Raw genomic sequence first — 25,872 nt, 5'->3', positions numbered from 1 at the left:
GTAATCGGCTCGGTAATAAGGTTTTTTATTTTTATTGTGCTGCTTTTTTCAGAACGCTAATACCGTCGCGCAAAATAGCGATGCGATGGCTGACGTCAGCATTAGCATTTATTTCCAGTAATTTGATACCGGAGAATTTCAATGTTGCAGCACTTGCCGCAGTAAATAATTCATTAACATGTTCAGACGACATTAAACTTTCGGCGCAGAACGAAGAAAACGGCGCGTGAAGATCCTGCCAGTCGCCATACTCGCCCGTCGCCGTGGTGCCTGAAAACATCAGTGCGCCGAGCTTGCCCGCTTTCAATGTGGCCTGTACATGCGCAAGTGGCAGGCTGGTATTGCGCCCTTCAATGGCGGAGCGCGCCCAGTTGATACATACGCTGATATCAGTCCCGCGCAGCACGTCCAGAACGTTTTCGAGCGGTAAAAAACCTTTGCGCGGCGCGGTTCCGGTCATGGCGTCACAGTGTTCGAGCACCAGATCGCACGGCCAGTCCCAGTTGGCAATTTCGGCGATTGAGCGGGAAAAGGCGTCGGTGGCCTGTTCCACAGAGCCATTACCGGACTGCGGTGCGGCCTGCATTTCCAGGGCGGTTACTTTGCCGGGGAAGCGCGCGTTGACCGCGACAATCTTCTCTAACAGCTGCCGATAAAACGCCACGCTTTCGCGACGCTGCGTTTCGTCGGCAGACGCGAGGCCAAATCCGCCGTTGACGCCGCGCCGACGCATGGTTTCCATCACTGCCGTGACCACTATTTCCCAGTCGCCCGGCGTATGGCGAAACAGCCACGCGTCCCCAAGCGGGTGCAGGTTTTCCAGACAGGGTTGTTCAAGGCCGCGAATGTCCGGCGTATCAGCAAGCTGACGCCAGAATTCACGCTCTTCCATTTCCCCTTTCTGATGAAACGAGGGTGCGCAGGGGTACGCACCAATAATAAAACCGGTGTTTGTCATTTCGCTTTCCTGTTTAATTCAAATAATTAAATCAATTCGCTGACAGCCACTTTAACGACAATTTTCCGAATGGCCGATTCCTTGTGCTGATGACATTGCGGGCGATGCACATCCTGCGGGAAAAAAATGGCGTAATTGCCCGGGATCATTTCAATAAACGATTCGTTTTCCATCTGGTGATAAAAAATAATGTCTCTTTGTTCCAGTAATGATTCACTTATTTCATTATTTCCAGTGTCGATCGCAAAACCTATTTTCTCTTCACCCCACGCCAGAAATTGAATATCCAGATAGCGGCGATGTACTTCCGGGCGGTTTTCGTGGTGCTCTTTGGTGGTGAGATCGAGGATCTGCGCGAAGATATTGCGCCCGTCGATCTCCACCACACCGGGTTCCAGCGCCGTGAAATCAGTGGTACGTAGAAATTCGAGCGCCCGTTCAATCGCCTGCGGCAAACGGCACGGGTTTGGCTGCGAAATATGTCCGAATATCATGCGTCACTCCTTACAGCGACTGGATCTTCGCCCACACGCTGTCATCAATGGTGATGCCATTGCGACGGTTCTCTTCCAGCAAACGGGTGAATTCATGTCCCGGCAGGCGCACGGCGACATCCTCGTCTGAACGTTCGGCAGTGGTGATGAAATCCATGATGCGCTGCAACTTGGCATCGCGGGTTGGACCGTCGATCAGCTTGTCCACTTCGATGGCAATAAAGATCTGCGACACGCCGTACTCGTCGCTGTTGTCCTGAGTGACTTCCGCCACGGACGATCCGTTGGAAAGGAGAGTGGCAATCATGTCGAGCACGATAGACAGGCCGGAACCTTTCCAGTAGCCCATCGGTAAAATGCGTCGGTTTTTCTCGATAACGCCCGGCTCTTTGGTCAGATTGCCTTCATCGTCAAACCCGCCATCGACCGGCAATTCATGCCCGGCGAGGCGGTTCACTTCGAGCATGCCGTAAGAGAACATCGACATCGACATATCCACCATAGTGATAGGTGTGGAAGGAATGGCGACGATCAGCGGGTTGGTGCCGATGCGGCACTCCTTTGCGCCCCACGGTGGCATCACGGCGATGGAGTTGGTCCAGCAAATTCCGATATAGCCTTTCTCGGCGGCCTGCCAGCCGTAGCTCCCGCCGCGCATCCAGTGGTTGGCGTTGCGCAGCGCCACTAACCCAATCCCGTGATCCGAGGCCAGCTCGGTGGCGCGATCCATCATCTTTTTGGCGGTCAGGTTGCCGATGGAGCGCTGGGCGTCCCACTGCTCAATGGCACCCAGCGTGGTGGTGCGCTTCGGCTGCGCGTCGGGGATGATATCCCCGTTATCCAGCTGCTGAATGAAACGTGGGAAACGGTTCACGCCGTGCGAATAGACGCCAGATTCGGTGGTGCGCGCAAACATCTCTGCGCAGGCATCGGCGGTGTCGGCCTTAATGCCACGGTTGAGCAGTACCCGATTGAAGGCTGCTTTCAACTCGTCAAAGGTCACTTTCATCCCTGTTCTCCTGTTCGTGTGAGGGGCGCTTGTGAGTGCTTTTTTATCTCTAAATTCCACATTGCGAAATCTGATTTCAAATATAGCGATCAAAATTTGTTAGATCAACGACATTCATGTTTTTCAAAAACGAGTAAAATCAATGGATTGTGTTTTTTATGCTGAGATCGTGAACTGAACCACACTTTGCGCTACCATCAGGACGCGATTAACGGAGAGCCATTTGATGAGCATGAAAGAGAGCGAAATGACGCCAGAAAAAGAGAGGCCAGCAGGCAGCCAGAGTTTGTTTCGCGGCCTGATGCTGATTGAAATTCTGAGTAACTATCCGAATGGGTGTCCGCTGGCGCATTTATCGGAACTTGCCGGACTCAATAAAAGCACCGTGCATCGGTTGTTGCAGGGTTTGCAGTCGTGCGGGTACGTCACTCCCGCGCCAGCGGCGGGCAGCTATCGCCTGACCACTAAATTTATCGCCGTTGGGCAAAAAGCCCTGTCGTCGCTGAACATCATCCACGTGGCGGCGCCACATCTTGAAAATCTGAATATCGTGACGGGTGAGACGGTGAATTTCTCCAGCCGGGAAGATGACCACGCGATCCTGATCTACAAGCTGGAACCGACAACCGGCATGCTGCGCACACGCGCTTATATCGGCCAGCACATGCCGCTCTACTGTTCTGCGATGGGTAAGATTTACATGGCGTTTGGCCATCAAGATTACGTGGCGAGCTACTGGCAGAGTCATCAGGAGCAGATTCAGCCCCTGACCCGCAACACGATTACTGAGCTGAGTGCCATGTATGACGAGCTGGCGGAGATCCGTACCCGCAGCATGGCGATGGACAAAGAAGAGAACGAGCTGGGCGTGTCTTGCATCGCGGTGCCGGTATTTGATATTCACGGGCGCGTGCCGTATGCCATCTCCATTTCCCTGTCGACGTCGCGCATGAAGCAGGTGGGCGAAAAGAACCTGCTGAAACCGTTGCGTGAAACAGCAGAGGCGATTTCCCAGGAGCTGGGCTTTACCGTTCGCGGCTAAGTTCTGAAAAAAAAGGCCAGATGTCAAAATCTGGCCTTTTTCGTTACCCTGCCGGTGAGCCGTTAGCGGCTGCCTTCACTCCATGCCAGTTCAATCTCTTCGGCCAAAATTTTCACTCCGGCTTCGATTTTCTCTGGCTCCGGCACATAGTTCATGCGCATGCACTGATGCGTATGCGGCCACGGCTTATCCAGCCCTGGGAAGAAGTAATCTCCCGGCACCATCAGCACGCCGCGTTTTTTCAGGCGCTGATAGAGCAGCTCGGTAGTGATCGGCAAGTCTTTAAACCACAGCCACAGGAAAATCGCCCCTTCAGGTTTATGAATCAGGCAGCGATCTTCGGGTAAATAGCGGCGAATGGTGGCGATCGTTTCTTGCACACGCTGAAAGTAAAACGGCTTTATCACCTCATTCGACAGGCGCAGCAGATCGTTGCGCTTAATCATTTCGCTCATCATCGCTGGGCCGATTCCGCCAGGCGCAAGGCTGATTATGCCGTTCATATTGGTGATGGCACTGATGATTTTTTCGTTGGCGATAATAATGCCGCAGCGGCTGCCCGGCAGGCCGAGCTTCGAGAGGCTCATGCACAGGACGATATTTGGGTTCCACAGCGGGCGGGCTTCGCTAAAGATAATGCCGGGGAACGGCACGCCGTAGGCGTTATCGATAACCAGTGGAATACCGTGTTGATTGGCCAGGGCGTCTAATTTCAGCAGCTCTTCGTCGGTAATGACGTTACCCGTCGGGTTGGTTGGCCGCGAGACGCAAATCATGCCGGTCTCTTCGCCGACGTGCAGATGTTCAAAATCGACGTGATATTTGAACTGGCCTTCTGGCAGCAACTCAATGTTTGGCCGCGCCGAGACAAACAGGTCCTCTTCCAGCCCGGAGTCAGCGTAACCGATGTATTCTGGTGTCAGCGGGAACAGCACCTTTTTGGTGGTGCCATCGGCGCTGCGCCCTGCAAACAGGTTAAACAAGTAGAAAAACGCGCTCTGGCTGCCGTTTGTCAGTGCAATATTCTGTGGTTCGATATCCCAACCCAGTTCATCGCGCAGCATATCGGCCAGCAGCGCCAGCAGCTCGGTTTTGCCCTGCGGGCCGTCGTAATTGCACAGCGCATCAGTGGCTTTGCCGTTTTGCAGCATCTCCGCCAGCAGGTTGTGGAAGTAGTCGTTCATGGCCGGGATTTGGGCCGGATTCCCCCCGCCGAGCATGATGGCGCCCGGTGTGCGCAGCCCGTCGTTGAGATCCTCCATCAGGCGGGTGATGCCTGAATGGCGGGTGAATTTGTCGCCGAAAAGTGAAAAAGTCATAGCAGGTGATCTGGCATTCTTATAATGAAAGTGGGTAACCATAACGCTAGCATCGTGCGGGTGCAAATCGAGGGAAGAGGGCTGGATCGTGGTTTTGTTTCGCTGATTTGTATTTGTATGGTGAATTATTCTGATAAAAGCGGTCCCCGTCGGATTGACGGAGACCACGCGGAGATTACCGATTTCCGGCCCAGACCACCATCACGCTATCGCCCTGATGCTGGCGCACGAAACCGTAGCCTTGCTTGAGGGAAAGCGTGGTTTGCGTGCCTTCCCCGATGGCCGGATGGCGCGCCCGGAACTGTCCGAGAATTTGCCAGTGCTTAACGGTCGCCGCCTGATTGCCTGCGATATCCTGCCAGTTCATATCCGAGCGTGTTCCCTGGAGCGGATCGGAGCCGGTTGGGCCGAATGGGCGTTCAGATTCATCGCCGTAATAAATCTGCACTGAACCGGGGGAGAGCAACAGGAGTTCCGCCGCGCGCGGGCCACCGTCGCGGAACAGGCGCGTGTCGTGGGAGGAGAGATAGCTCAGGACGTTGAATCCCTGCAATTTTTCCGCCATTTGCTGCCAGGTCATATCCATATCGGCCAGGCAATCCACCGCTTTGGCGGCCTGCTCCTGATAGTCAAAGTTGATCATCGCGTCGAATCCGTGGCGGTAATACTCGCTTTGCATCACGCCATGCCCCCAGGATTCTCCCGTCATCCAGAACGGAGTGTTATCGAGTGTTTTATCCGGGTTAGCCTGTTTCCACTCTTTGAGCGCCTGCGTCGATTGCGCCTTCAGCGCTTGCCAGGCGGGTAGCTCGACGTGTTTGGCGGTATCGACGCGGAAACCGTCGATGCCGTAGTCGCGTACCCATTGGCTGAGCCAGTGGGTGAGATAATCGCGTGGTGTATATCCGGCGATTTCTTTGGCGTGGGTGTCCGGTTTATGGCGATAGAAATTGGGCAAACCGGACGGCGTGTTGGATTCGGTTTTGAGATCCGGTAAAAAGGCCAGTGACATGGTCAGATCGTCGAAGCCGGGGTTGTCGTAATCGCCAATATCGGTGCGGACCCAGTTTTTGCCCCACCACTTTTCCCACCCGGCTTTGTCGCTGAAATTGATGTAGTCGTTAAAGCTGTGCCAGCTCTGCCCGGCGGCAGGTTTCCAGTCGGTCCAGCGTTCGCCCAGCGTCTTTTTCAGCTCGTCACCCTGCAAATACAGCGCGCCGAACTGGAACTCCTGCATATCAGCAAGCGTAGCGTAGCCAGTGTGGTTCATCACGACGTCAAAGAGAATGCGGATGCCGCGTTTGTGTGCCTCATCGACCAGATGGCGCAGATCGTCTTCGTTGCCCATATTGGCGTCGAGTTTAGTCCAGTCCTGCGTGTAGTAGCCGTGATAGGCGTAGTGCGGGAAATCGCCTTTCGTGCCGCCGCCAACCCAACCGTGAATTTGCTCCAGCGGTGAGCTTATCCACAGCGCGTTAACGCCAAGCTGTTGCAGATAATCAAGTTTGCTGGCGAGCCCTTTGAGATCGCCGCCGTGGAAGGTGCCAATCTCCTGCATGCCGTCTTTATGGCGGCCATAGCTGTTATCGTTTGAGGGATCGCCGTTTACGAAGCGGTCCGTCAGCACAAAGTAGACGGTGGCGTTTTGCCAGCTGAATGGCGCGGCTTTGTCGGTTTCTGCACGCTCAAGCAGCAGCAGACCATTACTGTTCGCGGCGGGTTGCAGGGTGATTTTCCCTTGTTGCACCGTGGCCGTCTGCTGACTGTAGAAATCCCGGACGACGGAGCCTTCCGGGAAAGTGTCTTTAATCTCGATAGTGAGCGGTTTTCCGTCCCATTTCGGGCACTGGCGAGTGATATCCGCAACAGGTTTTTCTGCGGCGCTTTGCACTGTCAGCATGAGCGTCGGCGTGCCTGAGCGCGTATCAATGCGCATCTGATAATCGCCCTCGCGGAACAAACGCCACTGTGGCGGCGTTCCTTCACAAGGTTTTAGCGACATCATCTCATTGAGTTTAATCGGGTTTGTCGGCTGCCAGCACACGTTGTCAAAACTCAACGTCAGCGGGCGAGTACCCTTCGCAAACTTCGCGTGGCTGGTGAATACCCCAGCCGCCTCGGCATTGAACGCGGAGAAGCCAGGAGATGACCAGTCTGCATTTGCCATCGCGGGTAAAAGCAAAAGGGCTAAAGCTGAGCGTTTCATTCCATTTTCCTGTCGCGGCAATTTTAACCAGTGTGCCATCAGGATTATAGCGAGGACTCCTCCCTCTGAGCTTTATGCCAGGAGGAGCCGAAAGGGTGAGTGATCTCGCGCAAAATTAGGCGGTTATCTGCGATATCGCACACATATTTGCAGAAATGATGGTTAAGTGAGCAAGTTTCAGGTGACATAGTTTCGGAATTGGACTATTTCTTTGGATGCTCTGGAAGACTATTTTTGATATGATTTGAGATTCCGCTCTCAATTTTGTGAAAAAAATAAGGTGTTGGAATGTTTATATCCGACCAGGAGACCTAATGATATCGACTCCCATACGACGATTTGGGGCTACGATACTCATGTTGCTCACCGTGATGTTTTCAGGTGAGGTGCTTGCGAAGACGCACACGGATACAACGAGTAAAAAAGCCCACGTCATAAAGACGACCAGCAGTAGCAGTAAGATTAAGGTTAGCAGTAAACAAGAGTATTCTCGCAATAGTGTAAAGAGCAGTTCACTTCCTGATTTGCGAAAATACCCTTCCGGGACACCAAGGAAAAAAGCGTTTCTCCGGACGGTAATGCCTTATATTACAAGCCAAAATTCTGCGATTACCGCAGACCGTAACTGGCTGGTTTCAAAACAGTACGAAAGCCGCTGGTCACCAAGCGAACGCGCACGTCTGAAAGACATCGCGGCGCGCTACAAAGTGAGCTGGAACGGTAATACCCGCCGCGTGCCGTGGAACTCACTGCTTGAGCGCGTGGATATTATCCCGGGCAGCATGGTCGCGACAATGGCGGCTGCAGAGAGTGGTTGGGGCACGTCAAAACTGGCGCGTAACAACAATAATCTCTTCGGCATGAAATGCGCCAAAGGCCGTTGTAACAATGCGCCTGGCAAAGTGAAAGGCTATTCGCAGTTTGAATCGGTGAAAGATTCGGTGAATGCCTACGTCGTGAACCTGAACACGCATCCGGCGTATTCTTCGTTCCGTAAGTCACGCGCCCAACTGCGTAAAGCGGACCAGGAAGTGACCGCGAGCACCATGATTCACAAGCTGAAAGGTTATTCGACGCAGGGTCAGAGCTACAACAACTACCTGTTTGCGATGTACCAGGATAACCAGCGCTTAATTGCCGCCCACATGTAACACTCTCCAAAAAAACGCCTTCCACTGGAAGGCGTTTTTCGTTGTCACATCAATGCTATATCAGCACTTCGCTGTACCGCTCCCGATACTCTTTCGGCGTAGTGTCATAATCTTTTTTAAACACAGAATAGAAATACTGCAGTGACGGATAGCCGCACATCTGCGAAATTTCATTGATCGACAGTGACGTTGAGATCAGCAAACTGCGGGCTTTCTCCAGCTTCTCGGCATGAATAACCGCGTGAATTGTTTCTCCGACTTCTTCCTTAAAGCGCTTTTCCAGATTCGAGCGCGAAATCCCCACTGCATCCAGTACCTGATCGACCTTAATGCCTTTACAGGCGTGATTGCGAATGTAGTGCATAGCCTGAATAACCGCAGGGTCGTTCAGTGAGCGATAGTCCGTCGAGCGGCGTTCCACCACGCGAACGGGGGGAACGAGCAAGCGTTGCAGAGGAAGGGTTTCATTATCCAGCAGGCGATGGAGTAACTTTGCCGCCTGATATCCCATCTGCCGCGTACCCTGTGCTACCGACGACAGCGCTACGCGTGACAGATAACGCGTCAGCTCTTCGTTATCAATGCCAATGACGCACAGCTTTTCAGGAACCGGAATGTGCAAATGATCGCAAACCTGCAAAACGTGGCGTGCGCGGGCATCGGTCACGGCAATAATGCCCGTTTGTGGCGGCAGCGTTTGCAGCCAGTCAGCCAGCCGGTTTTGCGCGTGCTGCCAGTTTTCAGGAGCAGTTTCCAGCCCCTGATAGACCACGCCACGGTATTTCTCATGGGCGACAATCTCGCTGAAAGCATATTCGCGCTCCATCGCCCAGCCTTTGCCGCTGGAGGCTGGAAGGCCGTAAAAAGCAAAGCGGTGAACGCCTTTTTCTTTTAAATGCAAGAATGCGCTCTCGACCAGGGCGTGATTATCGGTCGCGATATAATGGACCGGAGGATATTTTTCTGGCGAGTGGTACGAGCCGCCGACACCCACGATCGGAACGTCGACGTCGGTGAGCAACTGCTCGATCACTGGATCGTCATAATCGGCGATAACGCCATCGCCCAGCCAGTCTTTGATGTTTTCAATGCGGGTGCGGAAGTCTTCTTCAATGAAAATATCCCACTCCGATTGCGACGCCTGCAAATATTCACCCACGCCCTCGACAACCTGACGGTCATAGGCTTTGTTGGCGTTGAATAACAACGTAATGCGGTGACGCTTCTCAAACATGGCTTATCTTTCCCAAATCAGTGACAACGGGGCTTTATGCCCGTCGTTTGGTCGCGGAGTCCATCCAGACTGCCAGCAATAAAATGGCGCCTTTAACGATATACTGCCAGAAGGTCGGTACGTCCATCATACTCATTCCGTTATCCAGCGACGCCATAATAAACGCACCCATCACCGCGCCCGCAACACTCCCGATGCCGCCTGCGAGGCTGGTTCCACCAATGACACAGGCGGCGATAGCATCCAGCTCGGCAATATTCCCGGCGGAAGGTGAACCCGCGCCCAGTCGCGAGCTCAAAATCAGCCCGGCGATCGCCACCATCAGGCCATTTATCGCGAAAACAGCAAGCTTAGTACGCTCCACATTAATACCCGACAGTCGTGCGGCTTCGATGTTGCCGCCGATGGCGTAAATACGCCGACCAAAGGCGGTGCGGGTCGCCATAAACATGCCTGCCAGCAGCAGCAGTGTCAGAAGCAACACGGGCGTTGGCACGCCACGGTAGTCATTCAGCAGCCAAATCGCACCTAGCACAATCACGGCGGTCAGCGCCTGACGTCCAACCATAGACGTAGAGGGAGTTGCAGCCAGCCCCAGCGCCTCACGGCGCATTCTGGCGCGCCATTGCCAGGCAATAAACGCCATTAGGCCAATCGCGCCAAAGGTAAAACCGACACCATCAGAGAGATAGCTTTGACCAATTTGCGACATTGATGCGCTGGTCGGTGAAACGGTAGTGCCATTGGTGATGCCGATCAGGATGCCGCGAAAGGCGAGCATCCCCGCGAGGGTGACGATAAACGAGGGCACTTTGCGATACGCCACCCACCAGCCGTTCCAGGTGCCGAGCAGCAGGCCGAGCACCAGCGTGACCGCGACAGTCAATGGCAGCGGCCAGCCGAGCCAGACGTCAAAAATCGCAGCGACACCGCCGAGTAACCCCATCATCGAGCCGACCGACAGGTCGATTTCCGCCGAAATAATCACGAACACCATTCCGACGGCCAGAATGCCGGTGATAGCTGTCTGGCGCAGAAGATTAGAGATGTTACGCGCGCTCAAATAGGAGCCGTCGGTCATCCAGGTGAAGAACAGCATGATGACGATAATGGCGGCTATCATGACGAAAACCTGCAGGTTTAACGCTTTAAATCCCGAGAACAGACCTGGCACAGACGCAGGGGCTTTGATTTCAGACGGGTTACTTTTCGACATGGCGTTCGCTCCTCAGGGCAGCTTCCATCACCTGTTCCTGGGTCAGGTTTTGGTTTTTCAGATTAGCTTTCAGTTTGCCTTCGTGCATCACCAGGACGCGATCGCTCAGGCCGAGTACTTCGGGCAGTTCAGATGAGATAACAATGACGGCGATACCCTGCTGCACCAGCTGGTTTATGAGTTTGTAGATTTCATATTTTGCGCCGATGTCGATCCCGCGCGTTGGCTCATCCAGGATCAGAATGCGCGGATTGAGAAGCAGGCAGCGCGCCAGAATGGCCTTCTGCTGATTGCCGCCGCTCAGCCGTCCGATAGCCAGCTCCGGCGAGGAGGTTTTGACTTTCAGGCGCGCTAAAGACTGGAGAATGCACTGTTGTTCTGCAGCATCGTCCAGGCTGCTCAGCGCACCTGAAAACTGGTCGAGTGCAGCCAGGGTGATGTTTTTACCCACCGCCATGACCGGCACAATTCCGTCTTTTTTTCGGTCTTCAGGGACCATAGCAATACCCTGCGCGATCGCCTGCTGACAGCTGCGGATTTGCACAGGCTGCCCGTCGATAGAGATGTTGCCTTCCCAGCGCCCAGGCCAAACGCCAAACAGACACTGGACGGCTTCGGTTCGCCCCGCACCGACTAAGCCCGCGATACCGAGGATCTCCCCGCGTTTAAGCGAGAAGGAGATATTGTTGACGCGTTTGATATGGCGGTTAACCGGGTGCCAGGCGGTTAGATTCTCGACACGGAGGATTTCGTCCCCGGTGGCGTGCGGTTCGCTCGGGTAGAGCGCGGTCAGTTCGCGGCCCACCATCATGGTGATGATGTCGTCTTCACTCATCCCGGCGGCTTCTCGTGTGCCAATATGCTGCCCGTCGCGGATCACGCAGATGGTGTCTGAAATCGCCTTCACTTCGTTGAGTTTGTGAGAAATATAAATGCAGGCGATACCGTGATGCTGCAGGTCGCGGATGATATCCAGCAAGACCGCTGTTTCTTGCTCCGTCAGGGATGCAGTGGGTTCGTCGAGGATTAGCAACCGCACCTGTTTGTTCAGCGCTTTGGCAATTTCGACCAGTTGTTGCTGGCCTAAGCCTAAATCACCGACGCGCGTGTTCGGTGAGATGTTAAGACTCACCTGAGCCAGCAACTTCTCACAGCGCAGGGTCATGGTGTCGTAGTCCAACACGCCGAAATTCGAGATCTCCGCGCCGAGAAAAATATTCTCCAGCACGGTGAGATGCTTCACCAGCGCCAGCTCCTGGTGAATGATGGCGATACCTTTGCGCTCCGTATCGCGAATATGCGTGGCTTGCAGCGTTTCCCCGGCAAAGACGATTTCACCGTCGTAACTGCCGTGAGGGTAGATGCCGCACAGCACTTTCATCAGCGTGGATTTACCTGAGCCATTTTCGCCGCAAAGAGAGACTATCTCGCCGGGGTTTAATCTTAGGCTCACGTTGTCGACAGCTTTCACCGCGCCAAAGGCTTTGGTGATACTTTTCATTTCAAGTAAATAAGGCATAACTGCTCCACATAATCCGAAGGAATACCCGGACAAATCGACGAGCCCCTGCACGCAGGGGCGATGCGGGATTACAGTTCGCTCTTCTTGTGGAAACCGTCTTTCACAACGGTGGAGTCAATGTTTTCTTTGGTGACTTCAATTGGCGTTAACAGACGGGCTGGGACATCTTTCAGGCCGTTATTTAATGAGGAATCCGCTTTAGGCTGCTGATCGTTGCCCAATTCAACGGCAATTTCAGCGGCGGTATTGGCGAGTTCAGTGATCGGTTTGTAGACCGTCATGGTCTGCGTGCCGGCAATAATGCGTTTCACACCCGCGAGGTCGGCATCCTGTCCAGAAATTGCCACTTTCCCCGCCAGACCCTGCGCACTCAGTGCCTGAATGGCACCGCCAGCTGTGGCATCGTTTGAGGCGACAACGGCGTCGATTTTGTTATTGTTTGCCGTTAGCGCATTTTCCATAATCTTCAGTGCGTTTTCAGGCAGCCAGCCATCGGCCCATTGATCGCCAACCACTTTAATTTTGCCGTCGTCGATGTAAGGCTTAAGCACTTTCATCTGTCCTTCACGGAATAATTTGGCGTTGTTATCAACCGGGGAACCGCCCATCAGGAAATAATTCCCCTGGGGCACTTTGTCGACGAGGCTCTGTGCCTGTATTTCACCGACTTTTTCATTGTCGAAGGAAATATAAAAATCGATATCGGCGTTATTAATCATACGGTCATAGGCTAAAACTTTAATTCCCTCTTGTTTTGCCTCTTTTATCACATTACTCAGCACCTGACCGTTGTAAGGAATAATGACCAAGACATCTACGCCACGGTTAATCATATTTTCGATTTGCGACATCTGAGTTTCTTCATTGCCATTGGCTGATTGAACAAACACTTTTGCGCCGAGTGATTCTGCTTTATTCACAAAAATATCGCGGTCTTTTTGCCAGCGCTCCAGGCGCAAATCATCAATTGCCATTCCGATTTTGACTTCTTTAGCATGTCCCGCAACGCTTGTTAGCAGTAGCGAAGCACAGAGAGTAAGGCACAGGTTTCTTATCGTCATCATTATTTTACCTTTTTTGTAGGGTGGTAAGGCTTGGACAAAAGAATCTTTTACTGCCAGATACGCAGCAAATTCTTAACGGGGAAAGGGAAACTAGCAATTACAGATTTTTATCTTCTCATTATGATATTTGGTTTATTTGCGAATTTATGACCGCGATCTGATTTTAAAATGCGCAACTTATTAATTACACATGATTCTGGAATAAGCGCCGAAAATTCGTTTGCTTGCGTATTAATTTTGCGAGCCAGCGCACGTTTGTGCATTCTCTCAATACCAGTGTGAAATAACGTAATTGAGCAAGACGCAATGAGTATTCACTATTACTCCATCATCGAATACTCGACGCACCTCTTGATTATGGAGTTCACTATGCAAGCTTATTTCGACCAACTCGACCGCGTTCGCTATGAAGGCCCGAAATCCACCAATCCGTTAGCATTTCGTCACTACAACCCGGACGAGCTGGTGCTGGGTAAGCGCATGGAAGACCATTTGCGTTTCGCCGCCTGCTACTGGCACACCTTCTGCTGGAATGGCGCGGATATGTTCGGTGTCGGCTCGTTCGACCGTCCGTGGCAGCAGCCTGGCGAAGCGCTAGAACTGGCGAAACGCAAAGCCGATGTGGCATTCGAGTTTTTCCACAAACTGAACGTTCCGTATTACTGCTTCCACGATGTTGACGTCTCTCCGGAAGGCGCGACGCTTAAAGAGTATCTGAATAACTTTGCTCAGATGGTGGATTATCTGGGTGAAAAACAGCAGCAAAGCGGCGTGAAGCTGCTGTGGGGCACGGCAAACTGCTTCACCAACCCTCGCTACGGCGCGGGTGCGGCGACCAACCCAGACCCAGAAGTGTTCAGCTGGGCCGCTACTCAGGTTGTGACCGCAATGAATGCCACGCATAAGCTGGGTGGTGAGAATTACGTCCTGTGGGGCGGTCGCGAAGGCTACGAAACGCTGCTCAACACCGATTTGCGCCAGGAGCGTGAGCAGATTGGCCGCTTCATGCAGATGGTGGTCGATCACAAACACAAAATCGGTTTCCGCGGTACCTTGCTGATTGAACCGAAACCGCAGGAGCCCACCAAACACCAGTACGATTACGACGTCGCGACGGTGTACGGGTTCCTCAAGCAATTTGGTCTGGAAAAAGAGATCAAAGTGAATATCGAGGCCAACCACGCGACCCTGGCAGGGCACTCTTTCCATCATGAAATTGCTTCTGCGATTGCCCTGGGTATCTTCGGTTCTGTCGATGCGAACCGTGGCGACCCGCAGCTCGGATGGGATACCGACCAGTTCCCGATCAGTGTTGAAGAGAATGCGCTGGTGATGTACGAAATCATCAAAGCAGGCGGCTTCACGACGGGCGGCCTGAACTTTGACGCCAAAGTGCGTCGTCAGAGCACCGATAAATACGATCTGTTCTACGGCCATATTGGCGCGATGGACACTATGGCGCTGGCGCTGAAAGTGGCGGCCCGCATGATTGAAGACGGCGAGCTGGATAAACGCGTGGCGAAGCGCTATTCCGGCTGGAACAGTGAGCTTGGCCAGCAAATTTTGAAAGGCCAGTTATCCCTTGCTGAGATCGCGAAGTACGCTGAACAGCATAGTCTGGCGCCGAGCCATCAGAGCGGCCACCAGGAGCTGCTGGAAAACCTGGTGAATCACTACCTGTTTGATAAGTGATCGATAATGCCGGGCGGCGCTTTGTTTGCCCGGCCTACAATCTACGGTCAATGTAGGCCCGGTAAGCTTCGCGCCACCGGGCGTTTCTGTTAAAGGAGTCACCACTATGTATATCGGGATTGATCTTGGCACATCGGGTGTGAAAGCCATTCTGTTAAACGAGCAAGGCGACGTGCTGGCCTCGCACACTGAGAAGCTGCACGTCTCGCGCCCGCACCCGTTATGGTCAGAGCAGGACCCGGAAGCGTGGTGGCAGGCGACAGATCGCGTGATAAGAGCATTGGGCCAACAGCACAGTTTGCGTGAGGTCAATGCGCTGGGGATTGCCGGACAAATGCACGGTGCAACCTTGCTGGACAGTGAACACCGCATACTGCGCCCGGCGATTTTGTGGAATGACGGACGTTGCGCCGAAGAGTGTGCGCTCCTCGAAGAACGGGTGCCGACGTCACGCCAAATCACCGGTAACCTGATGATGCCAGGCTTCACTGCGCCAAAACTGCTGTGGGTGCAGCGCCATGAGCCGGACATTTTCAGTCAGGTGGCCAAAGTATTGTTGCCAAAAGATTATCTGCGTTTTCGCATGACGGGCGATTTCGCCAGCGACATGTCGGACGCGGCGGGAACGATGTGGCTTGATGTTGCTAAACGCGACTGGAGCGAGGCGATGCTCGATGCCTGCCAATTGACCCGTGATCACATGCCTGCGCTCTTCGAGGGCAGCGAAATCACCGGCGCGCTCAATCCGTCGATTGCGGATAGCTGGGATATGCCTGCCGTGCCGGTGGTGGCGGGCGGGGGCGATAACGCGGCGGGTGCCGTAGGCGTTGGGATGGTTGATGCCGGACAGGCGATGCTGTCGCTCGGTACCTCAGGCGTCTACTTTGCGGTGAGTGATGGTTATCGCAGCAATCCGGAGAGCGCGGTGCACAGCTTCTGCCACGCGTTGCCGGGGAAATGGCATTTGATGTCGGTGATGTTAAGCGCCGCGTCGTGTCTGGACTGGGCGGCAAACCTGACAGGGCTTAAAGATGTTCCCGCGCTCATTTCGGCGGCACAGCAGGCCAATGAAGAAGCGGGTGCCGTGTGGTTCTTGCCGTATCTTTCAGGTGAGCGCACGCCGCACAATAATCCAGAGGCGAAAGGTGTCTTCTTCGGCTTAACGCATCAGCATGGCCCGGCCGAACTGGCGCGTGCGGTGCTCGAAGGCGTTGGTTATGCACTGGCAGATGGCATGGATGTGGTTCATGACTGTGGGCTAAAACCGACCAGCATTACCCTGATCGGTGGAGGCGCGAGAAGCAGCTACTGGCGGCAGATGCTGGCAGATATCAGCGGTTTGCAGCTTGATTACCGCACCGGCGGCGACGTGGGGCCGGCTCTGGGCGCGGCGCGTCTGGCGCAAATTGCTGTCAACCCTGGCAAACCCCTGGCGCAGCTTCTACCGCAGCTTACGCTGGAACAGGAACACAAACCGGACGCGGTGCGCCATGCACGTTACGCCGAACGCCGCGAAGTATTCCGTAAAATCTATCAACAGCTTCTGCCGTTAATGTCGTAAAGATAGGTTGTCCCGAAGCGACGTGAGGATGTCCTTTTTTGGTCTTCTCGTGAAACGCTCTCCTCGTCAGTATAGAGATACATCCACTGGCGAGGAGCATCACCATGTCGCGCACCGCACTCATTAACATCGATACCCAGCAGTCGTTCCATCATCGCGAATACTGGCAGGAAGAGGGATTTCAGGCGTTTCAGCAGGCCATTCTTGGGCTGATTGAAGGCTGTGAATCGCGCGATATCCCTGTCGTTGATATCTTCCACGTCGATGATACAGGCCCATTCTCCCTGCAAAGTGGTTTTGTAACGCCGATGTCCTTTTTGCGCCATCAGCCTGCCGTCGTATTCCAGAAGCATGTGCATAATGCCTTTACGGATACGGGCCTTGACCACTGGCTACGCGAGCGTGATATTAACCATCTTGTTATTTGTGGCCTGCGCACGGAACAGTGCTGCGAAACCACCGCGCGAGTCGCGTCAGATTTGGGCTATACGGTAACATTTGTCAGCGAAGCCACCCTGACGTTCCCGATGACCTGGAAGGGCGTCACGCTCAATACCGACGACCTGCGCCATCGCACGGAAACGGTGCTGGCCGGGCGTTTTGCTGAAATCAAAACTGTGGCGGAGACGCTGGAGTCACTCTGATGAGTATTGACGTCTGGTTTGTGATGTTGCCGGGAGTGCTGGCGCTGGATATGTCTGGCCCGGCAGAAACTTTTGTGCTGGCGGGCGACGCGTTTCGCCTGCACTACATCGGCCCAGAGCCGGAAGTCCCCACCTCGATTGGCCTGACGATGGGCGGTATTGCGCCTTTACCTGACTCACTGCCCGATGGCAGTTTGCTGGTATTACCGGGCGTGAGCGATTCTCGTCACCAATTCTCAACGCCTCAGGCTCAATGCGTACAGCACTGGCTGATGCGCATGCAGCCTGACATCCATCGCCAGGCTATCACCGTGATGTGCGTCTGCTCCGGTGCGCTGCTGGCGGCCAAATCAGGTTTACTCACCGGGAAGCAGTGCACGACCCATCACGATGTGATCGTCCGTCTTCGCGACGCCGCGCCAGGGGCGGTTATCAAAGAGAATCGTATTTTTGTGCAGGACGGGAATATCTGGACCAGTGCCGGGATCACCTCAGGTATCGATCTTGCGCTGCACCTGATGAACCGCCTGTGTGGGCCGGAAAAGGCGCTGGCTGTCGCGCGGGAAATGGTGGTGTGGTTTCGGCGTTCGGGTGACGATCCGCAGCTTTCACCCTGGCTGCGCTATCGCAACCATCTGCATCCGGCCATCCACCGCGCGCAGGATGCGCTCACCGCTGAGCCGCAAAAAGGCTGGCAGCTGGCGGACATTGCTGCCCTGGCGCACGTCAGTCCCCGACATTTAACGCGCCTGTTTCAGGAGCATCTGGGCATCAGCGTGCGCGACTATCTGGAACAGCTGCGGCTGGCGATGGCCCAACAGTGGCTGTTACAGGGGCGCGGCGTGGAGCAGGCGTCTATCGCCGCCGGGTTTTCATCCCCACGCCAGTTTCACCGGGCAAAACAGCGGGCGATCAGCTGACAAATCGACGCGTGTCCACGCGCTGTAGCAGCATCGACAGCAGCAGGCTGATAAACAATGTCGCGGTGAAAATCCACACCATATCCAGAACCGGCCAGCTTTTTAGCTCGAATCCGCGCGTGCGTAGAGCGTGGATCACCAGCGCGTGAAAGCCGTAAATACCGAGCGAGTGACGAGAGATGAGCGCCAGAACGGGAAGTGGGCGCGTATTAAGGGTGTTTTTGACGAGCGTCAGCAGACAAATGGCGCAGATAAAGACCATCGGGCCGCAGTAGACATACCAGGTATCGGCAAAATTCCCTCGCCACTGTAGTTCATGCAATGTCCCACGAGAGATAACAACGACCGCCGCGATAAACAGCGCACAGCATAGCCACGTCAGCCAGGATTTACGCGTATCCAGCATCCCGATCGCCCGGCCCAGCATTCCATAAATCACGTAGTAAAACGTATCGCCATTGATATAGAGGTTGATCGGCAGCCACTCAAAGCCGCCAATTTTCTGCGAAACGGTATTGGGATTGGCGAGCAGACCAATCACCACCATCAGCGCCAGCAGCATCTTTCCGCCGACGTTTTTCACCTGAATCAGAGGGGAAACCAGATAAATCACAATGATGGCGAAGAAAAACCACAGGTGATAGAAAACAGGTTTTTGCAGCAGATATCGCAGCGACAGCTCACCGTTGATCGAGGTAAACAGGAAGATATAGAGCAGGGCTACGGCGCTGTAAAACAGCAGGCACAAACCGATACGCAGGAAGTGGCGCGGCTGCGCGCTGCGCTCGCCAAAAAAAAGATAACCGGAAATCATGAAAAACAGCGGGACGCTGACGCGTGATGCCGAGTTGAGGATATTGGCAATATCCCAGTTCATCGGGCTGATGCTGTGCGCATTGGTGATATACCAGGTTGTGGTGTGAATCATCACGACCATCAAGCACGCAATCCCTCGCAAATTATCAATCCAGCTAATTTTTGACTGCATCAGTTCCTCTGTTCTGGTGGCAAATACGGTCTGACTGTCATTGTGTGCTAGCCTCTCACTGGATAATTCTGAGTTTGTCCAGGCGGGCTTGAACGAAAGTCGCGAGATTCGCAGAATGCCGGACCATAATCTATAAAGTTTTAATACTAAAAATAACAGCCAGAAAACACGGCGGTAATAAAAATGATGATCACGCGCGCTGCGTCACTGATTCTGCTCGTTTTGCTTGCAGGGTGCAGTTCACAGGAAGACGCTCCGGTACAACGAGCGCAGAAAAGCAAAGTCAGCCCGGAACGCTCGCTCAATATGGAGCAACTTTGCAAGGATCAGGCGGCTCATCGCTATAACACCGGCACGCAGAAGATTGACGTGACCGGCTTTGAGCAATTCCAGGGCAGCTACGAGATGCGTGGGTATACGGCGCGTAAAGAGGGCTTTACCTGCTCTTTTGACGCAGACGGGCAGTTTTTGCATCTCTCCATGCGCTAAGAGCCTTATTTCCCCAATTTTCCCTAAACAAACCCGTTTCGTACTGTATATCTTGCAGTCAGCGGGTATACTGATCCCTTCCATTTAAACCACACGTATCCAGCACGAAATACTATGCAAAAGTTTGATACCAAGACCTTTCAGGGCCTGATCCTGACGTTACAGGATTACTGGGCTCGCCAGGGCTGCACCATTGTTCAACCTTTGGACATGGAAGTTGGCGCCGGCACTTCACACCCGATGACTAGCCTGCGTGCGCTGGGGCCTGAACCTATGGCAACCGCGTATGTGCAACCCTCCCGTCGTCCGACCGATGGGCGCTATGGTGAAAACCCGAACCGCTTACAGCACTATTATCAGTTCCAGGTGGTGATTAAGCCGTCTCCGGATAATATTCAGGAGCTGTACCTCGGTTCACTGAAAGAGCTGGGCGTGGACCCGACCATTCATGACATCCGCTTCGTGGAAGATAACTGGGAAAACCCAACGCTGGGTGCCTGGGGTCTGGGCTGGGAAGTGTGGCTGAACGGCATGGAAGTGACGCAGTTCACTTACTTCCAGCAGGTTGGCGGTCTTGAGTGTAAGCCGATCACCGGTGAAATCACCTACGGTCTGGAACGTTTGGCTATGTACATTCAGGGCGTAGACAGCGTTTACGACCTGGTCTGGAGCGACGGCCCGCTGGGTAAAACCACTTACGGCGACGTGTTCCATCAGAACGAAGTGGAGCAATCCACCTATAACTTCGAATACGCGGATGTGGACTTCCTGTTCACCTGCTTCGAGCAGTACGAGAAAGAAGCGCAGCAGCTGCTGGCGCTGGAATCTCCGCTGCCGCTGCCAGCCTACGAGCGTATTCTGAAGGCCGCCCATAGCTTTAACCTGCTCGACGCCCGTAAAGCAATCTCCGTGACTGAACGTCAGCGCTATATTCTGCGTATCCGCACGCTGACCAAAGCCGTTGCAGAAGCTTACTACGCGTCCCGTGAAGCCCTTGGCTTCCCGATGTGCAACCGAAATAAATAAGAGGCGGCCATGTCTGAGAATACTTTCCTGGTGGAAATCGGCACCGAAGAGCTGCCACCAAAAGCCCTGCGCAGCCTGGCGGAATCCTTTGCTGCTAACGTCACAGCTGAGCTTGATAACGCTGGCCTGGCACACGGTAACGTCGAATGGTTTGCGGCTCCGCGTCGTCTGGCGCTGAAAGTCGCTGGCCTGGCGGCATCGCAGGCGGATCGTGAAGTTGAAAAACGCGGTCCGGCCATTGCCCAGGCGTTTGATGCCGAAGGTAAACCGAGCAAAGCCGCAGAAGGCTGGGCACGTGGCTGCGGTATCACCGTTGACCAGGCCGAGCGTCTGACCACCGATAAAGGTGAGTGGCTGCTGTATCGCGCTCATGTGAAAGGTGAAAGTGCAGAAACGCTGCTGCCAAACATGATCGCCACCTCACTTGCCAAACTGCCAATCCCAAAACTGATGCGCTGGGGTGCGAGCGACGTGCACTTTGTGCGTCCGGTTCACACCGTGACCCTGCTGTTGGACGATAAAGTCGTTCCGGCCACCATTCTGGGCATCAAATCCGATCGCGTGATTCGCGGCCATCGCTTCATGGGCGAGCCAGAATTCACCATCGACAACGCCGATCAGTATCCGCAGATCCTGCTGGAGCGCGGCAAAGTCATCGCTGATTACGAACAGCGTAAAGCCAAAATCAAAGCGGACGCGGAAGAAGCAGCACGCAAAATTGGTGGCAACGCCGATCTGAGCGAAAGCCTGCTGGAAGAAGTGACCTCGCTGGTGGAATGGCCGGTGGTGCTGACCGCCAAATTCGAAGAGAAATTCCTCGCCGTCCCGGCGGAAGCGCTGGTCTACACCATGAAAGGTGACCAGAAATACTTCCCGGTTTACGCGGCGGACGGCAAACTGCTGCCGAACTTTATCTTCGTGGCGAACATCGAATCTAAAGATCCGATGCAGATTATCTCCGGTAACGAGAAAGTGGTTCGTCCACGTCTGGCGGATGCTGAGTTCTTCTTTAACAGCGACCGTAAAAAACGTCTTGAAGATCACCTGCCACGCCTGCAAACCGTCCTGTTCCAGCAGCAGCTCGGCACGCTGCGTGACAAAACTGACCGTATCGCGGAGCTGTCCGGCTGGATCGCCCGCGAGATTGGCGCTGACGTAAACCACGCGACCCGCGCAGGCCTGCTGTCTAAATGCGACCTGATGACCAACATGGTGTTCGAATTTACCGACACCCAGGGCGTGATGGGCATGCACTACGCGCGTCACGATGGCGAAGCGGAAGATGTCGCCGTTGCGCTGAACGAGCAGTATCAGCCGCGCTTTGCGGGTGACGATCTGCCGTCTAACCCGGTGGCTTGTGCTGTGGCGATTGCCGATAAAATGGATACCCTCGCGGGGATCTTCGGTATCGGTCAGCATCCGAAAGGTGACAAAGACCCGTTTGCACTGCGTCGTGCGGCGCTGGGCGTGCTGCGTATCATCGTTGAAAAGAACCTGAATCTGGATCTGCAGACGCTGACCGAAGAAGCAGTGCGTCTGTACGGCGACAAGCTGACCAACGCCAAAGTGGTAGATGACGTTATCGACTTTATGCTTGGACGTTTCCGCGCCTGGTATCAGGACGAAGGTTACACCGTCGACACCATTCAGGCGGTTCTGGCGCGTCGTCCGACCCGTCCGGCAGATTTTAATGCGCGCATGAAGGCGGTTTCCCACTTCCGTACTCTGGAAGCGGCGTCCGCGCTGGCTGCGGCCAACAAGCGTGTTTCCAATATTCTGGCGAAATCCGACGAGAAGCTGACTGAGCGTGTGAACGCCGCGACGTTGAAAGAGCCGGAAGAGATCGCGCTGGCAATGCAAGTTGTGGTACTGCGCGACAAGCTGGAGCCATTCTTTGCTGAAGGCCGCTATCAGGAAGCGCTGGTCGAACTGGCTGAACTGCGTGAAGTGATCGACGCCTTCTTCGAGAAAGTAATGGTTAACGTTGAGGATAAAGAGCTGCGCATTAACCGCCTCTCTATGCTCGAAAAACTGCGTGAACTGTTCCTGCGCGTTGCAGATATTTCGCTCCTGCAGTAACGTCCCTTTTGCCCGGCGGCGCTACGCTTGCACGGGCCTACCGGTTATGAAACCCGCTGCGGCGGGTTTTTTTATGCTTAAAAAATCACCTTGAAATCACCAGGCTGATGCCGCTATCCTAACCGCGTTAATTTTTCCTCTCTGGAGCGCTTACCGAAAATGAACAAACACGACTGATGAATTTCGATCCTTGCTAAACGCTTTTGCGTCGGCAGGGGATGTTTTGATTTCATTCAGGAGTGCTTATGGCTCATTTTGCGCAATCCCCTTCTTTTATTTTGCATCAGGTCACCTGTCAGTTTGCGACGGGCGATACCCTTTTTGGTCCGCTGAATTTCTCGCTCGAGCCGTCGCTCTGTGCGCTGGTTGGACGTAATGGCAGCGGCAAAACACGTCTTTTACGCCTGCTGGCCGCGCTGGATTCACCGGCGAGTGGTCATATCGAGCGTCTGGGATCGCATGTGTATGTCGCTCAACAGCATGATATTTCTGCCCATACTACTCTTGCTGAACTGCTGGGCTACGCTGAGATTTTTGCGGCCCGTCAGCGCATCGACAGCGGCGATTACCAGCCGGAAGATCTCGAACGTCTCGACGGTTACTGGGACTTAGCAGAACGATTAACCTCGGCATTTCTCGCGGCACATCTTCCTCATTTTGATCCCGATAAACTCGCTTCTGAACTGAGTGGCGGAGAGCGCGTGCGCGCCTTGCTATGTGGAGCTTTTACCGCCGATGCCGATTATTTGCTGCTGGATGAGCCAACCAATCACCTCGACAGAGAGGGTCGTGAATGGTTTTACGAGCAGCTGACGTGCCGGGTGGGTGGTGTGATGGTGGCTTCACACGATCGTGAGTTACTGGCGCAGGTGCCGCGCATTCTGGAACTCAGTAGTGCAGGCCTGCGTGTTTATGGCGGCAACTATGCCGACTACCAACGCCAGAGGGATGCCGAACAGCAGGCGGCGCGCGCGGCGCTGGAGCATGCGGCCACCGAACGTAAACGCACCCGTGCCCGAATGCATAAAGAACATGACGCCAGCCAGCGGCGCTCGGCGCAAACCTTGCGTACGGTTGATACGCTCAATATCGCTTCATTTGAACGCATCAAATATAAAATGGCGGCGAAAGAGCGGCCTGGGACGTGGCGTAAGCAGCATCATGAGCAAAATGATGCCCTGAATGCTGCCGTCAGCCAGGCGCGGGAACGCGTTGAGGACGACAGTCCGGTAATGTTTACTCTGCCGGGTAGCCGTATCGCCGAGGGCAAGCAGGCGGTGGTGCTGGAAGATTTGGTCCTGCCGTACGTGGCTATGCCACCGGTTAACTGGCGCATCGACGGGCCAATGCGTGTAGCGCTGCGCGGGCCGAACGGCTGCGGGAAATCAACGCTGCTAAAGGTCATTCTGAGGGAACTGGAACCTGTTTCCGGCTCATGCAGCGTGTCGGTGAAAACGGTGTATCTCGATCAACATTTGTCGCAGCTCGATCTCACTCAGTCGGTGATGACGCATCTCAATCTGCACGACACGCCGCTGGATGAGGGCGTGCTGCGCAGCCGTCTGGCGCAGCTTCAACTGGGCGCGGATAAAGTCTCCCTGCCGCTGGGCGAGCTGAGCGGCGGCGAGCGTCTAAAAGCTGCACTGGCCTGTGTACTGTGGCGGGAAGAGGCTGCGCAATTGCTGCTTCTGGATGAGCCGACTAACCATCTGGATTTGGCTTCTATGCGGGCGATTGAAGCGGCGTTGGCCGATTTTCCCGGCGCGTTGCTGGTGGTTTCACACGATCTGGCTTTCCTCGATGGGCTAAAGCTGACGCATGAGCTGGTATGGACGGAGAAAGGGTGGCGCTGTGAAAGGCTCTAAAAATACAAACCCCCGCAATTGCGGGGGCGGTAACGTTAACAAATCAATTCACTGCGTACTCATTGTTGAAGCAACCTGAATCATGCGCATCAGTTTAAGCTCGGTCACGGAGGGTTTTACACGTTTTGATTCCCACTCATGCACCGTTGCCACGCTGACGCCCATCTCTCGGGCGAAATCATCGATTTTTAGCCCTGTCCCTTTGCGTAATCGCTCAAATTCTGTAAAAGGATTCGACTTTTGGGACGGGGTGACTGTCTGCGATAAATCTTTAAAAACAATTTGTTCCAGGCTGCTTAACAGCTCAAGCATAGGATCTTTAGATTCCATTAAGAACTCCTCTTAAATCACACAGCGGGATCGTGAACATCAGAGAGCCAATTAAGAATAGCCTGCAAAAGAAGCAAAAGATCGTCACGTCTGTGACTAATTGTGCGGTAACGATCGCCTTATTCGTTTCAGCAGAACGGTCACTGACAGTAATTGCCTGATTATTCAAAAACAGGCTTTGCCTGGTATTTTTTTGTAAATCGTAAGAAAAAAAACGGCAATAGCCGTTTTGCATGAAAATAGTATCTTGCCAGCCTGACCTGGACTATCCTTGTGAGCGTCGGGCACGCGTGTGTCGGTGTGCGTTTTTTGGGTGAAAGGAGTATTAAAATGGCGACAGGAAAGTCCTGCTCTCGCTGGTTTGCGCCTATTGCGGCGATATTGATGGTAGTTAGCCTGAGCGGGTGTTTCGATAAAGAAGGCGATCAGCGTAAAGCGTTTATCGATTTTCTGCAGAATACCGTGATGCGCAGTGGCGAGCATTTGCCGACGCTGACTGCGGATCAGAAAAAACAGTTTGGTCCCTTCGTTTCCGATTACGCCATCCTTTATGGTTATTCACAGCAGGTGAATCAGGCGATGGATTCCGGTCTTCGTCCGGTTGTGGACAGCGTGAATGCGATTCGCGTTCCACAGGACTATATGACCCAGCGTGAACCTCTGCGCCAGTCTAACGGTGCGCTTGGTGTATTAAGCCAGCAGCTGCAGAATGCAAAAATGCAGGCTGATGCTGCGCGTTCCGCACTGAAACAGGGTGAAGATCTGAAGCCCGTATTCGATCAGGTATACGAGAAAGTCGTGACCAAACCTTCGGATGCAATGCAGCCGCTGATTCCAGCCGCGCAGATCTTTAGCCAGCAGTTGGTGCAGGTGGGCGATTTTATCTCCCAGCAGGGTACTCAGGTGAGCTTTGTCTCTAACGGCATTCAGTTCCCTACGTCCCAGCAAGCCAGCCAGTACAATACGCTGATTGGGCCTCTGGCCTCTCAGCACCAGGCCTTTACCCAGGCGTGGGGCGCGGCAGTCACCGCGACGGAATAAGATAAAAAACCCCGCATCGAGC

Annotated in this window: 22 protein-coding genes; 11 read left to right on the top strand and 11 right to left on the bottom strand. The window is 54.1% G+C overall.

Annotation, left to right across the window (positions count from 1 at the left end; all coding sequences use genetic code 11):
- Window positions 1–31: 31 nt before the first annotated feature.
- The 3 genes from JBO43_RS19475 to yiaK are packed head-to-tail and all read right to left on the bottom strand — an operon-like array spanning window position 32 to window position 2,461.
- On the bottom strand, window positions 32–958 hold the full coding sequence (locus JBO43_RS19475; protein WP_202674871.1) for a DUF4862 family protein: 927 nt from the start codon (window positions 956–958) through the stop codon (window positions 32–34).
- Window positions 959–984: 26 nt separating this feature from the next.
- Entirely contained in the window at window positions 985–1,452 is a 468-nt protein-coding gene (locus tag JBO43_RS19470; protein WP_103947738.1) for a YhcH/YjgK/YiaL family protein, read from the bottom strand.
- 10 nt (window positions 1,453–1,462) lie between these two features.
- Window positions 1,463–2,461, bottom strand: a complete 999-nt coding sequence (gene yiaK / locus JBO43_RS19465) for a 3-dehydro-L-gulonate 2-dehydrogenase (protein ID WP_202674870.1) — start codon at window positions 2,459–2,461, stop codon at window positions 1,463–1,465.
- Between the two features lie 226 nt (window positions 2,462–2,687).
- On the opposite strand from yiaK, the gene yiaJ reads away from it, so the two are divergent.
- On the top strand, window positions 2,688–3,503 hold the full coding sequence (yiaJ, locus tag JBO43_RS19460; RefSeq protein ID WP_103947739.1) for an IclR family transcriptional regulator YiaJ: 816 nt from the start codon (window positions 2,688–2,690) through the stop codon (window positions 3,501–3,503).
- 62 nt (window positions 3,504–3,565) lie between these two features.
- On the opposite strand, the gene avtA is transcribed toward yiaJ, so the two are convergent.
- Window positions 3,566–4,822, bottom strand: coding sequence for a valine--pyruvate transaminase (avtA, locus tag JBO43_RS19455; protein ID WP_370446909.1), 1,257 nt, complete (start codon window positions 4,820–4,822; stop codon window positions 3,566–3,568).
- Window positions 4,823–4,997: 175 nt separating this feature from the next.
- A complete protein-coding gene (locus tag JBO43_RS19450; protein ID WP_202674869.1) occupies window positions 4,998–7,028 on the bottom strand; it encodes an alpha-amylase in 2,031 nt (676 codons plus the stop codon).
- A gap of 314 nt (window positions 7,029–7,342) precedes the next feature.
- On the opposite strand from JBO43_RS19450, the gene JBO43_RS19445 reads away from it, so the two are divergent.
- A complete protein-coding gene (locus JBO43_RS19445; protein ID WP_202674868.1) occupies window positions 7,343–8,179 on the top strand; it encodes a protein bax in 837 nt (278 codons plus the stop codon).
- 55 nt (window positions 8,180–8,234) lie between these two features.
- Here JBO43_RS19445 and xylR read toward each other — a convergent pair whose 3' ends face one another.
- From xylR to xylF, 4 genes are all read right to left on the bottom strand, one after another.
- On the bottom strand, window positions 8,235–9,413 hold the full coding sequence (gene xylR / locus JBO43_RS19440; RefSeq protein ID WP_095280244.1) for a D-xylose utilization transcriptional activator XylR: 1,179 nt from the start codon (window positions 9,411–9,413) through the stop codon (window positions 8,235–8,237).
- A 34-nt stretch (window positions 9,414–9,447) separates the two neighbouring features.
- On the bottom strand, window positions 9,448–10,629 hold the full coding sequence (gene xylH / locus JBO43_RS19435; RefSeq protein WP_103950306.1) for a xylose ABC transporter permease XylH: 1,182 nt from the start codon (window positions 10,627–10,629) through the stop codon (window positions 9,448–9,450).
- The gene (locus tag JBO43_RS19430; protein WP_202674867.1) at window positions 10,616–12,148 is read right to left on the bottom strand and encodes a xylose ABC transporter ATP-binding protein; all 1,533 of its coding nucleotides are present in this window, start codon (window positions 12,146–12,148) and stop codon (window positions 10,616–10,618) included. Before JBO43_RS19430 ends, xylH begins: the two co-directional genes overlap by 14 nt.
- 71 nt (window positions 12,149–12,219) lie before the next feature.
- Window positions 12,220–13,212 (bottom strand): D-xylose ABC transporter substrate-binding protein, encoded by a 993-nt coding sequence (gene xylF / locus JBO43_RS19425; RefSeq protein ID WP_095284144.1) that lies wholly within the window; start codon window positions 13,210–13,212, stop codon window positions 12,220–12,222.
- A gap of 372 nt (window positions 13,213–13,584) precedes the next feature.
- On the opposite strand from xylF, the gene xylA reads away from it, so the two are divergent.
- From xylA to JBO43_RS19405, 4 genes are all read left to right on the top strand, one after another.
- Window positions 13,585–14,907, top strand: coding sequence for a xylose isomerase (gene xylA, locus JBO43_RS19420; RefSeq protein ID WP_095280247.1), 1,323 nt, complete (start codon window positions 13,585–13,587; stop codon window positions 14,905–14,907).
- A gap of 106 nt (window positions 14,908–15,013) precedes the next feature.
- Window positions 15,014–16,468, top strand: coding sequence for a xylulokinase (gene xylB, locus JBO43_RS19415; RefSeq protein WP_202674866.1), 1,455 nt, complete (start codon window positions 15,014–15,016; stop codon window positions 16,466–16,468).
- Window positions 16,469–16,572: 104 nt separating this feature from the next.
- Window positions 16,573–17,112, top strand: coding sequence for an isochorismatase family protein (locus tag JBO43_RS19410; RefSeq protein WP_095280249.1), 540 nt, complete (start codon window positions 16,573–16,575; stop codon window positions 17,110–17,112).
- On the top strand, window positions 17,112–18,032 hold the full coding sequence (locus tag JBO43_RS19405; protein ID WP_202674865.1) for a GlxA family transcriptional regulator: 921 nt from the start codon (window positions 17,112–17,114) through the stop codon (window positions 18,030–18,032). The genes JBO43_RS19410 and JBO43_RS19405 overlap by 1 nt, the downstream gene beginning before the upstream one ends.
- On the opposite strand, the gene JBO43_RS19400 is transcribed toward JBO43_RS19405, so the two are convergent.
- Window positions 18,025–19,020 carry an acyltransferase gene (locus JBO43_RS19400; RefSeq protein ID WP_103947745.1) on the bottom strand — a complete coding sequence of 332 codons (996 nt, stop codon included), beginning with the start codon at window positions 19,018–19,020 and terminating at the stop codon, window positions 18,025–18,027. The genes JBO43_RS19405 and JBO43_RS19400 overlap by 8 nt on opposite strands.
- Window positions 19,021–19,203: 183 nt before the next feature.
- Here JBO43_RS19400 and JBO43_RS19395 point away from each other — a divergent pair, with 183 nt between their 5' ends.
- The 4 genes from JBO43_RS19395 to JBO43_RS19380 all read left to right on the top strand — a co-directional run bounded on the left by JBO43_RS19395 (window position 19,204) and on the right by JBO43_RS19380 (window position 24,479).
- Window positions 19,204–19,509 (top strand): YsaB family lipoprotein, encoded by a 306-nt coding sequence (locus JBO43_RS19395; RefSeq protein WP_095280252.1) that lies wholly within the window; start codon window positions 19,204–19,206, stop codon window positions 19,507–19,509.
- Between the two features lie 114 nt (window positions 19,510–19,623).
- On the top strand, window positions 19,624–20,535 hold the full coding sequence (gene glyQ, locus JBO43_RS19390) for a glycine--tRNA ligase subunit alpha (protein ID WP_095280253.1): 912 nt from the start codon (window positions 19,624–19,626) through the stop codon (window positions 20,533–20,535).
- A gap of 9 nt (window positions 20,536–20,544) precedes the next feature.
- Entirely contained in the window at window positions 20,545–22,614 is a 2,070-nt protein-coding gene (gene glyS / locus JBO43_RS19385) for a glycine--tRNA ligase subunit beta (RefSeq protein WP_202674864.1), read from the top strand.
- Window positions 22,615–22,859: 245 nt separating this feature from the next.
- Entirely contained in the window at window positions 22,860–24,479 is a 1,620-nt protein-coding gene (locus JBO43_RS19380) for an ABC-F family ATP-binding cassette domain-containing protein (RefSeq protein WP_202674863.1), read from the top strand.
- 48 nt (window positions 24,480–24,527) lie between these two features.
- On the opposite strand, the gene JBO43_RS19375 is transcribed toward JBO43_RS19380, so the two are convergent.
- Window positions 24,528–24,809 (bottom strand): HTH-type transcriptional regulator, encoded by a 282-nt coding sequence (locus JBO43_RS19375; RefSeq protein WP_095280256.1) that lies wholly within the window; start codon window positions 24,807–24,809, stop codon window positions 24,528–24,530.
- A gap of 330 nt (window positions 24,810–25,139) precedes the next feature.
- On the opposite strand from JBO43_RS19375, the gene JBO43_RS19370 reads away from it, so the two are divergent.
- On the top strand, window positions 25,140–25,850 hold the full coding sequence (locus tag JBO43_RS19370; protein WP_095280258.1) for a DUF3053 domain-containing protein: 711 nt from the start codon (window positions 25,140–25,142) through the stop codon (window positions 25,848–25,850).
- Window positions 25,851–25,872: the final 22 nt, after the last annotated feature.

Origin of the sequence: Lelliottia jeotgali (assembly GCF_016771845.1) — a bacterium.
GTDB classification, from domain to species: domain Bacteria; phylum Pseudomonadota; class Gammaproteobacteria; order Enterobacterales; family Enterobacteriaceae; genus Enterobacter; species Enterobacter jeotgali.
This window is presented reverse-complemented; position numbering and strand designations above follow the sequence as displayed.